Origin of the sequence: Corynebacterium sp. HMSC08C04 (assembly GCF_001807495.1) — a bacterium.
Lineage (GTDB): Bacteria > Actinomycetota > Actinomycetes > Mycobacteriales > Mycobacteriaceae > Corynebacterium > Corynebacterium simulans.
In genome coordinates, this window is record NZ_KV789205.1 from 216,825 (window position 1) to 228,793 (window position 11,969).

Genomic DNA, 11,969 nt, shown 5'->3' on the forward strand with positions numbered 1-11,969 from the left:
CAGGAAAGCACGGAAATTCCGGGAAAAGATTGCCCAGAAATTTAATCTGATGGAGTCTGAAGCGCAGGCAATCATCGTGCTCGGTGCGGCTCAATACGATGGCAGGCCCTCGCGCATCCTGCAGGCGCGCCTCGACGAGGCCCGCCGCATTGCGGTTGCTATACCGGGCGTGCCCATCGTTACCGTCGGCGGCAAGTTGCCCGGGGATCGCTTCACCGAGGCAGAAGTCGGCGCCAAGTACCTTAGTGGCCACGCCACTGTGTTGCCCGTGCCGGAGGGCAACGACACCGTGGAATCCCTGCGCGCCATCCGCCGCAGGCATGGCTTCGAGCGCGTCATCATCGTGACCGACCCGGTGCATCGCTTGCGTGCCTGGCTCATCGCCCGCGACGAGGGGTTTGCGGCACGGGGGGTCGGTGCAGCCGGCTATCCCACGCCCACCTTCGCGCCGCCGTGGTGGCGCTATTTGGCCCACGAGTTGGGTGGCCTGGTGGTCTTCGGCGCGCGGAAGGTACTAGGGGAGGAGCGAGCTGAGCATCTGCGCAGCGGTCTACACCGCATCGAGGCGCTCATCCGCCCGACGCGACGCGCTCGACACGAAGAAATTCGCAATAAAACCGGGAAATAAAGCGCCTTGCCAGCGGCTTTTTGAATGTTTTGCCAGCTATCGCAGGAAATTCCCAGTTGATTTTGGTGGCAAAACCACTTCCTGCTTGCTAGCGTGGTTAATGCAAGTTGCGCATATCGAAAGGAAAACTCATGTTGGACATCATCAACAACGTCTTCAACCTCGTAGCAGACACCCTGCAGGCACTGGTTAACCTGCCTTTCTCCTTCGCTGACAAGCTTTCCAGCGCTTTGTCCAGCAAGTAAGCTCGGACACAGTTAGAGCTCCTGCCCAAGGTTTCCCGTAAAAGGGAGGCTGGGGCAGGAGCTTTTGCATTGCAATGGCAGCCAGACACCCCTACCAGAATCAGAAAAGTACAAGCTCGTTGCGCCTACACTGCACTATGTGAGCTATTCCTATACCCCGCACGACGCCGCCCGCCTCTTCGACGAGAGCCCCAAGGGCTCGGTTTTTAAAAGCAAGTCTGGCCCGGCTGACGCGGATCACCGTGGCGCCTTCGCCCGCGACCGCGCCCGCGTCCTGCACTCTGCTGCTTTGCGACGCCTCGCTGACAAGACGCAGGTGGTTGGCCCCCACGACGGCGATACGCCCCGCACGCGTCTCACGCACTCGCTCGAGGTGGGCCAGATTGCCCGCGGTATCGGCTCTGGGCTGGGGCTTGACCCAGATCTGTGCGACATGGCCGGGCTGACCCATGACATCGGGCACCCGCCGTATGGCCACAACGGTGAGAACGCACTCAACGAGGTAGCGGATATTTGCGGCGGCTTCGAAGGTAACGCGCAGACCCTGCGCATCCTTACCCGCCTGGAGCCGAAGGTGGTCGATGCGGAGGACAATTCTTTTGGGCTGAACCTCACGCGCGCCGCATTGGACGCGGCATGCAAGTACCCGCGGACCAAAACCAATCCGGATGGCAGCGTGAACCGCAAGTATGGTTGCTACGACGAGGACGCCCACATCTTGGCCTGGCTGCGCGAAAGACACGAAGACTCCCGCCCCTCGATGGAGGCACAGGCGATGGATTGGTCCGATGACATTGCCTACTCCGTCCACGACGTCGAGGATGGCATCGTTTCTGGTCGCGTTTCCCTCGCCGTGCTCTGGGACTTGGTGGAGCTGGCTGCCCTCGCGGAGAAAGGCGCCAAAGCTTTCGGTGGCAGTGCGGACGAGCTTCTCGACGCCGCGGATTCCCTGCGTGCCCTGCCCGTCATCCAGCAAGTCAGCGAGTTTGATTCCTCGCTGCGCGCCTATACCACGCTGAAAAAGATGACTTCGGAGCTAGTGGGCCGCTACGTTGGTGCCACGGTGCAAGCCACCCGTGAGGCCAATGGTCCGGAGCTGGTTTTGGGGCGCCAGCAGGGCAACCTTGCCGTGCCAGCGCGCGCGGCAAATGAGGTCAAGCTTTTGAAGACCATCGCGGTGCTCTACGTGATGGATGAGCCGGTGCACTTGGCGCGCCAGGATCGCCAGCGAGAGCGCATCTACCGCGTTTTTGATTATCTTTCCGCCGGCGCACCGGGCGCCCTCGACCCGATGTTCCGCCTGTGGTACAACCGCGCTGAATCGGATGCCGAGCGCCAGCGGGTCATTGTGGATCAGATCGCCTCGATGACCGAGTCCCGTTTGGAGCGGCTAGCGCGCCAGACCGCGGAGTTTTCTGGGTTTATGGGGTAATAGTGCGTGGCCGATACCTCAATCCATAATCCAATCTCTATGCAGCTTCTTAGACGGATTCAGCGTTAAGAGAGGGACTCCCCAAACCTCGTTTTGTTCCGACATTATGGGAACGCCCGGTTCGTGGAAAGCAACCCAGCGCAATGGAAAGTCATTGAATCTGTAAGCGATCCAGCTCGTCGCTGAGAGATACCAGGAATCGGGGTGGAGCGTATGGTTGGCTTTTATCTGTTCCTTGGCTTCCATGAGTTCTATGGAGTGGGAGCCAGACCGCAGCGCCATGCCGACATCGATTCCGAAAATCGAATTGTCAAGTTTCGCGCACCATTCAGGTTGCTAAATAGTGCGCGAAAGTCCCGCAGCTGAAGACTTTTCTTGTCCTTACACGGAGAGATTGTGGACGAGGCGAAGAGAAACCGCCAACGGCGTAGAACGAGGAGCTGACAAATTGACTATCATGCTCATCGTTACAGTTACCAGCTGGAATGTCTCCGTGGCGCTGGGCACCCTGACTCTGGAGGAGACACCTTAAATCCAAGCTCTTGAAGGGCCTTCATCGCCACTGCAGGGTTATCTCGAACGGCAGCTTGTAGCTGAATATCAAACCATGAATTGCGCGAAAGTTTCAGAGCCTTCTCCCAACCTTCATTTCTCTGAAAGCCGCACTCTTCAATCGTGAAATACAAGAAGTCTTCGAGTGAAGGCCGAAACCGATGACCGCCGACAGGAATGTGGAGAGCCTTCAGATTTCCGTCTTTGCGAGGGTCATTTTTCTTTGTCTTGCCGTTTTTCATTAGCGCAGGGCTCAACAAGCCGCCGATCCCAGAAAAATGGATATGTGCTGCTGGTGCGCGCTCTTTCTCACGTTCGTATTCAAATTTAATTGCAGATTGAGTGTGAACACGAATCTCGAATGCGCTGTTCCTGACGGTTAAGAACTTCGAATCGCGATCCTGCGTGAGTTTGTATTCCACAACTAGGGCATAAAGATCGCTGCGTTCTGATTCGACTCGCTTTTCTGCTGAGGTTGTTTTCCGTCCGTAGTAGAGCGGTGCTAATACCGACAAAACGAAGATGCCGTTGCTTTCATTGAGTATGAAATCGGCATCTAAATCGTTGTCTGAAACAGGTAGTGCAGCTTTGATCGTTGAATGTACTTCGTCCGCAAAATCTCGTGCTGCGTCCTCCCCGAAGATTCTCGGGTGTGGGTATTCACTCATCGAGGTCGAGCATCATTTCGACACGGCGAAGCTCATCATAAAGCTCACGCTCTTCAAGAGTGAGACATCCCATGGAGGCTAGGTCTCGCAGATCGCGTCGAGTGATTGGTTGTCCCTCTATAGAAGAGTACTTATCCACGAGCTGATGAGTGAGCATTTTTCTACGAGTTTGCAATTCTGAATTGTTTGTTCGACTGATGGTCAATGACATGGTGTACCTCCTCTAATTTGATTATCTCGCAATCTACATGTGGGGTAGACATTGTGAGTTGATGAATTCGAACAAATCTAAGTCCATTCGAAAATCCGAGCTGCGATTCCAGATAAAACTACATTTTAACCGCGTATTCTGGGCCATCGCATTTTCTTTTTATTTGCAGAAATGAGACGTAGACACGGCACCCCTGTTGACTGAAGAGTGAGGTTAGAGTTTTGGTTGGAAGTCTTACTACTTACTGCGCTTTGACTGGTATGGGCAGGTGAACTTGGAGCTCCCAGTGCAAGAAGATCAGCGGAAGAGACGAACGCCGTTGTCCCCGAGCACCTCGAGAACCGCCGCGGTGTCAGTGGTGGACAGCTTCCATGCTGAGGACACGATGGTTTCCACTTTGTGCTCGCGCAGGAAGTCCGCCAAGTCGTCGAGGTTGTGCGGGGCAGTGCAGGTATTGCAGCCACGGATGGTGCCGAGTGCGGAATACAGATCTGCGCGGCTTTCAAGCGGCTGAGTGATTAGAACTTTGGAGAGATTATTCAGCATCGGGGATCTCGCAGAAGGATTCGTAGTGATCGTCGGTGTAGTACCAGACATCGGGGTCGGTTTCGCTGCCGCCGCCGGTGACGATGCGCTTGGCGCCGCGGTGGTTTAGGCCGGGCGAATCCACGGTGTATTCGCGGTAGTAGTTCTTGGACTCTTTGGGCAGTACGCCCTCGTAGTTTCCAAAACGCTTGTTGTCATTATTCGGATGGTCGTAGGGCCCGCCTGCCAAGATATCCTCGGCCGTTTCTTCTGCTTCCTCGGGCAGGGTATCCATCGCGCACGAGGCGTAGTGTCCGGAAAAATTCGCGGCGTTGGATGATGAAGCGGAGCTTGCAGTTGAACTCGTGGACTGCGAGCTACCAGAATCACTGCCAAGGTCGATTCCGAAGTAGCCAGCGGCTGCGACTAAGAGCAAGCTGCCGAGGACGGCTAAGGGCTTCTTCTTGGAGGAGGGGGGATTGGCCATACCCCCATCTTTGCAGGGATTTTCCTGCAATGAAAATCTAGCTAGCACTGGGAAAACACTCGGACCTTCTGCATTTTCCAGGTTTGGCTTTTGCCGCTTTTTGTCTACCCCAAGGGTGGGTAAATTTCTGTTCTTTCCAGCAGCTTTTCCATCTGTAGTTGTTGGGCAACTGCATCTGCACCCCAAGGCAAGCCAGCAACCCACAAGCGGGGTAGTCTTTAGCGCATGGCACAAGGCAGAATTCCGGAGAGCGACATCCAAGCAATCCGTGAACGCGCGCCTTTGGAAGAAATAGTGGGCGAGTATGTACAGCTCAAACCAGCTGGCTATGACTCCTTGAAGGGTCTGTCGCCCTTCAAGGAAGAGAAAACGCCTTCCTTCCACGTGCGCCCGCAACGCGGTTATTATCACTGCTTTTCCACGGGCAAGGGCGGCGATGTTTTTAGCTTCCTGATGGAAATGGAGCAGGTCTCTTTCCCCGAAGCAGTCGAGGCGGTGGCTCAAAAGATTGGCTACCACATCAATTACCAAGGCGGCAGCACCGGCAATCGCAACGAAAAACCTGGCACTCGGCAGCGCCTTATCGCGGCGAACAAGGCGGCCCACCAGTTCTACCGAGAGCAGCTAGAGACCCCGCAAGCAGCCAAGGCGCGCGAGTTCCTACTCGATCGTGGCTTTGGCCGCGAGACCATATATGACTTCGAGTGCGGTTATGCCCCGGAGGGGTGGGACACTGCCACCAAGCACCTTCTGCGCATGGGCTTTTCCTTTGAGGAGCTAGAGGCTGCCGGCATTTCCAAGATGGGCAAGCGCGGGCCTATTGACCGCTTTCATCGGCGCCTGCTGTGGCCCATCAAGGACCTTTCGGGCAACGTCATTGGCTTTGGTGCCCGCAAGCTTTTTGATGATGACAACCTGGGCAAGTACATGAACACGCCTGAGACCATGCTCTATCACAAGTCCAAGGTGCTCTTTGGCTTGGATTTGGCCAAGCGCAACATCGCGGAAGCACACCAAGCGGTGGTGGTGGAGGGCTACACCGACGTCATGGCGATGTATGCCGCGGGCGTGAAGACCGCCGTGGCCAGCTGTGGCACCGCGTTCGGCGGCGATCACCTGCAGGTCCTGCGCAGGTTGATGCTGGATGATTCCTACTTCAATGGCGAGCTCATCTATACCTTCGACGGTGATGAGGCTGGACAGAAAGCCGCCATGCGCGCTTTCCAGGGGGAGCAGTCCTTTACTGGGCAGTCTTTCGTTTCGGTGGCCCCTGATGGCATGGACCCTTGCGATTTGCGCCTGGCCAAGGGCGACGCCGCGGTGCGTGAGCTCATCGCGGACCGCATCCCGATGTTCGAGTTCGTCATCCAGTCGGTGCTTAGCGAATACCGCATCGATACCGCTGAGGGGCGTCTGCAAGCATTGCGTCGTGCGGTGCCCGTGGTGGCACAGATTCGCGATGCCCCGCTGCAGCGTGAGTACGCCCGCCGCCTAGCCGGCTGGGTGGGTTGGCCCAACCCGGAGGAAGTCCTGCAGCAGGTTCAGCAGGAGGCTCGCCGACCTAAGAAAAAGGACAAGAAGGCACGGCTTGCCGACGCCCCGATTAAAGCCGGCACGCCCGCTCCCGCACAACAGAACACTCCGGTCTTCCACGTGCCAAGCCCCCGTGAGACCCACCTGTGGCCGCAGCGGGAGGCCCTAAAGCTGGCCTTGCAGTACCCGGGCCTTGCCGGTTCTTATTTTGACGGGATTACCGCCGATGCGTACTCGAACGAGTCTTACCGCATCATCCGCGAGGCAATCTCTACCGTCGGTGGCGTTGCTGCCGGAGCCAACCTGCCCAGCGTGGAATGGATCGCCGCTGTGGCAGGGGAGATGCTCGATCTCACTGCGCGCAACTTTGTCAGTGAGCTTGCCGTGGAACCCATCAAGGTGGGCGATGAGTCCGATCCCAAAGCTTGGGAGGTCTATGCTGACAGCGTGCTTTCCCGCCTCCAGGAAGCCCGCGTGGGCGACCAAGTAGCCCAAATCAAGGCCCAACTAGGCCGCATGCGCCCTTCCGACGACGAGCAAGCCTATAACTCGCTCTTCGCCGATCTCGTCGCCCTCGAGCAAGCCCGCCGCGAGCTCAACGACAGGGCGTTTCGTGGGCCGCAGCCTAGTTAGTCTTCGGCAGCCTAGCTAGTCTTCGTCGGGCTCGTAGATACGGTCGTGGCCGTCTAGCTGGTTTCCTTTGATGCGGCGGCCGCGGCTTAGATCCTTTACCTCTTTCATGCGGGGTTCTGGATCGAGCTTGTTTGCCACTGCCTTGCGGGTGGCGTTTACTGCGTTCTTGGTGACGGGGGAGTTGATCGCTTTTTCGTATGCGCCCTTGATCTGGTGATAACGCTTGCGGCCGGCCTTGGTGCCAAAGACATAACCTGCGGCGGCGCCTACTACGAATTGGATCATGGTTGGAGTATCTCACCCTTCAGGTAGTGATTTAACGCTAATAACCTCACCCAGCCTACCTGTATCGGTGGTGTAGTGGTGGGTACCCTCATTGATGAAATTTATTGTGACCGCTTCCCAACGCGGGTAAAGCACGATAGCTTAAAGACGTGACCGCTCGATCCTGTCTCTCGCAAGCGGCATCAGCCGCAATAGCCATGGCCGCCCTGACCACGGCCACCATCGGTGTTGTTCCTGTCAGCTCGGATTCGAACGAAGATAAAGTAAGCAGCGTCCGGACCTAAGCTCAACTCAGCTAAGGTCCTCACTTTGCCGCAAAAGATCATCTTTTAGCCGGAAAAATTTAACTTTCTCGCCACCTTATGCAGCTAGCGTTCTGTGCGTTCTTGTCGCTAATTCAATGGAGAAAGTAAATATGGTTCGTCATCGTTATTCGATAGTTGCTACTTCCCGCCGTTCTGTAGCGGCCGCAATTCTGGCAGTGGGTGTAGCGGGTGCAGGCGCACATGTGAATCCTGCGCCGGCTAGTGCACAGCTATCGTCTTCGATGCCAGCGCTTACGGGGGCTGTTACCGGCTCGAGCAGTGGTGCCCCAGCAGTCCAGCATGACGGCGCACCAACCCCAACTCCATTCACCACCGACTACTTGGTTGGCTTTCCTTCCGATGTCTCTTCCTACCAATACGGCGTCTACTGGGAAGTAGTCCGCATGTTTGACCATGTGAAGACCCAGCAGCCAATCATGGATGAGAACCTCGAAAAGGCCATCGCCATCAACAACGCTGCCTCCGATGACCCTGCGTTGATTAAGCGCGCTCAGCAAGATGCTGCTGCTGACACTGATGGAGTGATGCTTGCGGTTTCTGACGCACTGGGTGAGGAGTTTGGCGGCGCTTTCCGCGATGCTCTTGCCGAGCACCGCCTGCCAAAGACGGAGTACCTGTTGGGAAATGGCTACCTAGCTCGTGCGGGCGGACTAGCTAGCTCTACCTTCGCGGAAAAGTACCACTTCAACGTGCGGCGTCCTTTCCAGGTAGCACCCGATGCTATTCACAAGTACAACGACGGTAAGAAGGACTATTACGGCACCACGCCGGCTTTCCCGTCTGGCCATACAAACCAGGCAACGTGGATCACCACGTTGATGGCCCACATGCTTCCGGAGGTCGCACCGCAGCTCGTGCTGCGCGGCGCGGAAGCCGGCAACCACCGCGTGGTCATGGGCGTGCACTATCCGCTCGACGTTATCGGTGGCCGTATGACGGGTCAGGCGGCAGCGGCCGACCGTCTCAACGATCCACGTATGCACGATGCGCTTGACCAAGCAGCGGCCGAAATCCGTGCAGAGATGAAGTGGCGCACTGGCAAGGACATTTCCGAGCTCGTAGCCCAGCAGGCTGATGCGGGTAAGAATTACGCTACCGACGAGCAGGCAGTTGAGCGTTATGCTCCGATGCTGGACTACGGCTTTAAGCCTGCTTATGCCACCGATGCTCCAATGATTGTCCCGAAGGCCGCGCCGGTCCTGCTTGAATCAACCCATCCCGAGCTCACTTGGGAGCAACGCGCCGAGGTGCTTCGCCAAACCGCAAACCCCGCTGGCCACCCCCTCGACTGGCAGGGCGAAGCAGGATCCTGGCAGCGCCTAAATCTGGCAAAGGCCATGGCTGCGACGGTAACTGTCAATCCAGATGGAGCAGTTCAAGTCTCTAATTAAACAGATCGCATCAGGAACCTCCCCCAGTCTTGGTCATACCTGCGCGCGAAGAGACAGAAACGTGTAATCATTGGCGAAACAGCAAATGATGGTATGACACCTAAAACGCTTTCAAGGAGCACAATGGCTAAGCCGAAAATTATGACTGTGTACGGTACACGACCTGAAGCAATCAAGGTCGCACCGGTCATCAAAGCTCTAGAAGCTGATGATCGCTTCGAGTCCGTTGCAGTCTCTACTGGCCAGCACAAGGAAATGCTGGAGCAGGTAAACACCATGTTTGGAATTACCCCCAAGCATGACCTGGGATTGATGAAGCCGGGACAGACCCTCAATGAGATTGTTTCCCGTGCCATTGCCGGCCTCGATGAGATCATCGCTGCTGAGGAGCCGGACGTCATCATTTCCCAGGGTGATACATCAACGGCCATGGCAGCGGCTCTTGCTGGCTTCCACCGCGGTGTGCAGATCGTTCACTTGGAGGCAGGACTGCGTACCGGCAACATCTTGTCCCCGTTCCCGGAGGAAGCAAACCGTAAGATCATCGGTCAGGTTGCAGCCCTGCACCTTGCGCCGACTGAAGGCGCAATGGAGAACCTGCGCCGCGAGGACGTTCGTTCTAAGGACATCGTTGTAACCGGTAATACGGTGATTGATGCTCTCCTTGAAGCAGCAACTTGGGACATCGAATTTTCGGATCCAACTCTTGCTGAGGCCGCAAACTCGGACAAGCGTTTCGTTGTTGTCACCACACACCGCCGCGAGAACCTTGACGCGATGAAGGAGATCGGTGGTGCTGTACAGGATCTAGCAAAGGCATATCCGGATACTATTTTTGCGCAGCCGCTGCACCTGAACCCAAAGGTCCGCGAAGCAGTTCTTCCGGAGGTTGAGGCGCTAGAGAACGTCATCATTACTGATCCTCTTCCGTACGATCAGTTCACCAAGCTCCAGAACCGTGCGGCCATTATCCTGACCGACTCTGGCGGAGTCCAGGAGGAAGCACCTTCCTTGGGCAAGCCGGTTTTGGTCATGCGCCAAAACACTGAGCGCCCAGAAGCAGTGGTGGCTGGCACCGTTAAGCTCGTCGGTACCGACCGCAATCTGATCGTGGCGGAAGCGAAGCTTCTGCTTGATGACAATGCCGCTTATTCTGCAATGGCTAATGCCGTTAACCCATATGGCGATGGCAAGGGCGCTCAGCGCTCGGTTGCAGCAATTGCAGAGCTTCTAGAAGTGGGAAAGCGTCTGCCAGACTTTAGCACTGAGTTGGTGGCGGATGAGGTACCGCGTTTTGAAGAGGTCGTAGCTCCGGAGGAAGAGCTGGAAAAGTAATCAGCCCGCAGTTCACTCTGACATAAACTAACCGCCGCATTGGAACACCCATTGTGTTCCAATGCGGCGGTTTTGTATTTCTCAGTGGGTAGGCCAAATTTAAGTCTTCATTTGGGATTGGAACTAATCGCACTTTTGATCAGTCCAATAGAGCATGGAGGAAAATAGTGAGCCCAAGGTAGGCGGCGTTGTGATTGACAACGTAGTACGCACTGATACGGGGTGGAAGGCCATGGGGCGGACGAAGGACTTCAGCGGTGCCATCGTTGAACTTAGTGAGGTTGGCGCCAGCAGGGAAGAAGTGCAACGTCTGTTGGAAGAGCGTGGTTGGGCATTGGTGTTCAACGAGCAGCGCTTTGCCGTCACTGCGCGGATGACGGTGTTGGAGCTGGTTGACATTGCTCTGCAAGCATTGCGCACTGGGGAAATCGGGCAAGGAAATCGAATTCAAACCGTGAACATGTATCAGCGTGCACGGCGGTTTCTCGTAGGCGAGCGTGGCATTCCAGCGCTGGGGAATCTCCGCCTGGAAGATTGTGAGGCGCGCGTAGTCCATTCTTGGCTGTCACGAGTAGCGGACAGCTCGCTTGCTTCAGCGCGGCATCTGCGAATTCTGCTCTTACATGCCTTCTCGATAGCTGAGCGGCAAGGGCTTGAGCTATGGGCACAGAACCCCGCGCGGACTGCTCAGCTGCCGCATTTGCCGCGCGCTGAACCGGTTGAGGTTACACCGGAGGAGTTCAATGAGCTCCTTGCGCAGATCCTTGCTTGGGAAAGTCAAGGAAAGCGTACCGACCTTTCAGGGATTGTGTGCTGCTACATGGCAACCGGAATTCGTCCGGGCGAACTTCCCGCGCTGCTGTGGGAAGAAGTGGACTTGGATAGTAAGCCGGCGACAATGATTGTCAGTGGCTGTGCCGTATACCAAGACGGAAAGCTAGTCCGGCAGCCGGAACCGAAGACCGCGGCCGGCTTTCGCGAAATTGTTATCCCTGAATGGTTTGCGAAGATGTTGCGTGAGCGATTTGCCCGCCGCGATCCGAACGTGCCTTATGTTTTTCCTAGCAGGGCCGGAACGATGCACAGCATGCACAACCTCGGCAATAGGTTCCGGCAGGCGCGTGGCGCGCGATTTAAGCACATCAAGCTGAAGTCTTTCCGCTCCACCGTCGCAACCGTAATCGCCCGCGAAAAGGGGGCCGAGGAGGCTGCCAGACATCTTGGGCATACAAGCCCCGCGATCACCGGCCGGCACTACATAAAGCGCGCAAACAAGACCGGCGACCACAACGATATCCTTGAGGCACTAAAGCCCACTGTGCTCGACGAGCGGTAGGGAAGTCTTAGCCCCAGCGGACACACTTTTTGTCGTATATCCCTATATCCCACCAACGCGATACAAAACGAAAAAAAGGAACCGCCTGAAATCAGGCGGTTCCTGTCTGCTCCTCCAACTGGGCTCGAACCAGTGACCCTTCGATTAACAGTCGAATGCTCTGCCAACTGAGCTATGGAGGAATGTGTTGTGAGCTGAGCTGAGCTGAGATGCGCTCTCTCTGCAACGAGGTCTAACTATATATGCTTGCGAAGCTTGGGGGCAAATCAGCAGGTAATTGAGGCTATTTCTTCTCCAATGAGGCCTAAATAACTAGGCTTCCTACTCTGCAGGGTATTGAATACTTATTGTGCTAGTGTTCCGTCTATTAAACTGATTCTAT

General features: G+C 56.2%; 11 protein-coding genes and 1 tRNA gene. 6 read left to right on the plus strand and 6 right to left on the minus strand.

Annotation, left to right across the window (positions count from 1 at the left end; translation table 11 throughout):
* Window positions 1-49 precede the first annotated feature (49 nt).
* Together HMPREF3169_RS05945 and HMPREF3169_RS05950 are read left to right on the plus strand one after the other, a co-directional pair.
* Window positions 50-628: a YdcF family protein gene (locus HMPREF3169_RS05945; protein WP_070455934.1), complete on the plus strand. Its 579-nt coding sequence runs from the start codon at window positions 50-52 to the stop codon at window positions 626-628.
* Window positions 629-1,012: 384 nt separating this feature from the next.
* Entirely contained in the window at window positions 1,013-2,305 is a 1,293-nt protein-coding gene (locus HMPREF3169_RS05950; protein ID WP_070433047.1) for a deoxyguanosinetriphosphate triphosphohydrolase, read from the plus strand.
* Window positions 2,306-2,778: 473 nt separating this feature from the next.
* Here the strand turns inward: HMPREF3169_RS05950 and HMPREF3169_RS05960 are convergent, their stop codons facing one another.
* The 4 genes from HMPREF3169_RS05960 to HMPREF3169_RS05975 all read right to left on the minus strand — a co-directional run bounded on the left by HMPREF3169_RS05960 (window position 2,779) and on the right by HMPREF3169_RS05975 (window position 4,748).
* Window positions 2,779-3,525 (minus strand): hypothetical protein, encoded by a 747-nt coding sequence (locus tag HMPREF3169_RS05960; RefSeq protein ID WP_061923954.1) that lies wholly within the window; start codon window positions 3,523-3,525, stop codon window positions 2,779-2,781.
* Window positions 3,518-3,736, minus strand: coding sequence for a hypothetical protein (locus HMPREF3169_RS05965; protein WP_070455935.1), 219 nt, complete (start codon window positions 3,734-3,736; stop codon window positions 3,518-3,520). Before HMPREF3169_RS05965 ends, HMPREF3169_RS05960 begins: the two co-directional genes overlap by 8 nt.
* A gap of 297 nt (window positions 3,737-4,033) precedes the next feature.
* Window positions 4,034-4,282, minus strand: a complete 249-nt coding sequence (locus tag HMPREF3169_RS05970) for a hypothetical protein (protein ID WP_061923951.1) — start codon at window positions 4,280-4,282, stop codon at window positions 4,034-4,036.
* Window positions 4,272-4,748, minus strand: coding sequence for a guanyl-specific ribonuclease (locus tag HMPREF3169_RS05975; RefSeq protein WP_061923948.1), 477 nt, complete (start codon window positions 4,746-4,748; stop codon window positions 4,272-4,274). Before HMPREF3169_RS05975 ends, HMPREF3169_RS05970 begins: the two co-directional genes overlap by 11 nt.
* Window positions 4,749-4,973: 225 nt before the next feature.
* Here HMPREF3169_RS05975 and dnaG point away from each other — a divergent pair, with 225 nt between their 5' ends.
* Window positions 4,974-6,914 carry a DNA primase gene (gene dnaG / locus HMPREF3169_RS05980; protein WP_070455936.1) on the plus strand — a complete coding sequence of 647 codons (1,941 nt, stop codon included), beginning with the start codon at window positions 4,974-4,976 and terminating at the stop codon, window positions 6,912-6,914.
* Between the two features lie 15 nt (window positions 6,915-6,929).
* Here dnaG and HMPREF3169_RS05985 read toward each other — a convergent pair whose 3' ends face one another.
* The gene (locus HMPREF3169_RS05985) at window positions 6,930-7,199 is read right to left on the minus strand and encodes a hypothetical protein (RefSeq protein WP_062043721.1); all 270 of its coding nucleotides are present in this window, start codon (window positions 7,197-7,199) and stop codon (window positions 6,930-6,932) included.
* A gap of 415 nt (window positions 7,200-7,614) precedes the next feature.
* On the opposite strand from HMPREF3169_RS05985, the gene HMPREF3169_RS05990 reads away from it, so the two are divergent.
* The 3 genes from HMPREF3169_RS05990 (at window position 7,615) to HMPREF3169_RS06000 (ending at window position 11,587) form a co-directional block, all read left to right on the plus strand.
* A complete protein-coding gene (locus HMPREF3169_RS05990) occupies window positions 7,615-8,916 on the plus strand; it encodes an acid phosphatase (RefSeq protein ID WP_246815605.1) in 1,302 nt (433 codons plus the stop codon).
* 123 nt (window positions 8,917-9,039) lie between these two features.
* Window positions 9,040-10,251 (plus strand): non-hydrolyzing UDP-N-acetylglucosamine 2-epimerase, encoded by a 1,212-nt coding sequence (gene wecB / locus HMPREF3169_RS05995; protein WP_070455937.1) that lies wholly within the window; start codon window positions 9,040-9,042, stop codon window positions 10,249-10,251.
* A gap of 190 nt (window positions 10,252-10,441) precedes the next feature.
* Window positions 10,442-11,587 carry a tyrosine-type recombinase/integrase gene (locus HMPREF3169_RS06000; RefSeq protein ID WP_160330570.1) on the plus strand — a complete coding sequence of 382 codons (1,146 nt, stop codon included), beginning with the start codon at window positions 10,442-10,444 and terminating at the stop codon, window positions 11,585-11,587.
* Window positions 11,588-11,696: 109 nt separating this feature from the next.
* Here the strand turns inward: HMPREF3169_RS06000 and HMPREF3169_RS06005 are convergent.
* Window positions 11,697-11,769 (minus strand) — tRNA-Asn (locus HMPREF3169_RS06005).
* Window positions 11,770-11,969 lie beyond the last annotated feature (200 nt).

Coding starts and splice junctions, on each gene's coding strand:
- wecB (WP_070455937.1), top strand. CDS start 9,040: ATGGCTAAGCCGAAAATTATGACTGTGTACGGTACACGACCTGAAGCA.
- HMPREF3169_RS05990 (WP_246815605.1), top strand. CDS start 7,615: ATGGTTCGTCATCGTTATTCGATAGTTGCTACTTCCCGCCGTTCTGTA.
- HMPREF3169_RS05960 (WP_061923954.1), bottom strand. CDS start 3,525: ATGAGTGAATACCCACACCCGAGAATCTTCGGGGAGGACGCAGCACGA.
- HMPREF3169_RS05945 (WP_070455934.1), top strand. CDS start 50: ATGGAGTCTGAAGCGCAGGCAATCATCGTGCTCGGTGCGGCTCAATAC.
- dnaG (WP_070455936.1), top strand. CDS start 4,974: ATGGCACAAGGCAGAATTCCGGAGAGCGACATCCAAGCAATCCGTGAA.
- HMPREF3169_RS05985 (WP_062043721.1), bottom strand. CDS start 7,199: ATGATCCAATTCGTAGTAGGCGCCGCCGCAGGTTATGTCTTTGGCACC.
- HMPREF3169_RS05965 (WP_070455935.1), bottom strand. CDS start 3,736: ATGTCATTGACCATCAGTCGAACAAACAATTCAGAATTGCAAACTCGT.
- HMPREF3169_RS05975 (WP_061923948.1), bottom strand. CDS start 4,748: ATGGCCAATCCCCCCTCCTCCAAGAAGAAGCCCTTAGCCGTCCTCGGC.
- HMPREF3169_RS05970 (WP_061923951.1), bottom strand. CDS start 4,282: ATGCTGAATAATCTCTCCAAAGTTCTAATCACTCAGCCGCTTGAAAGC.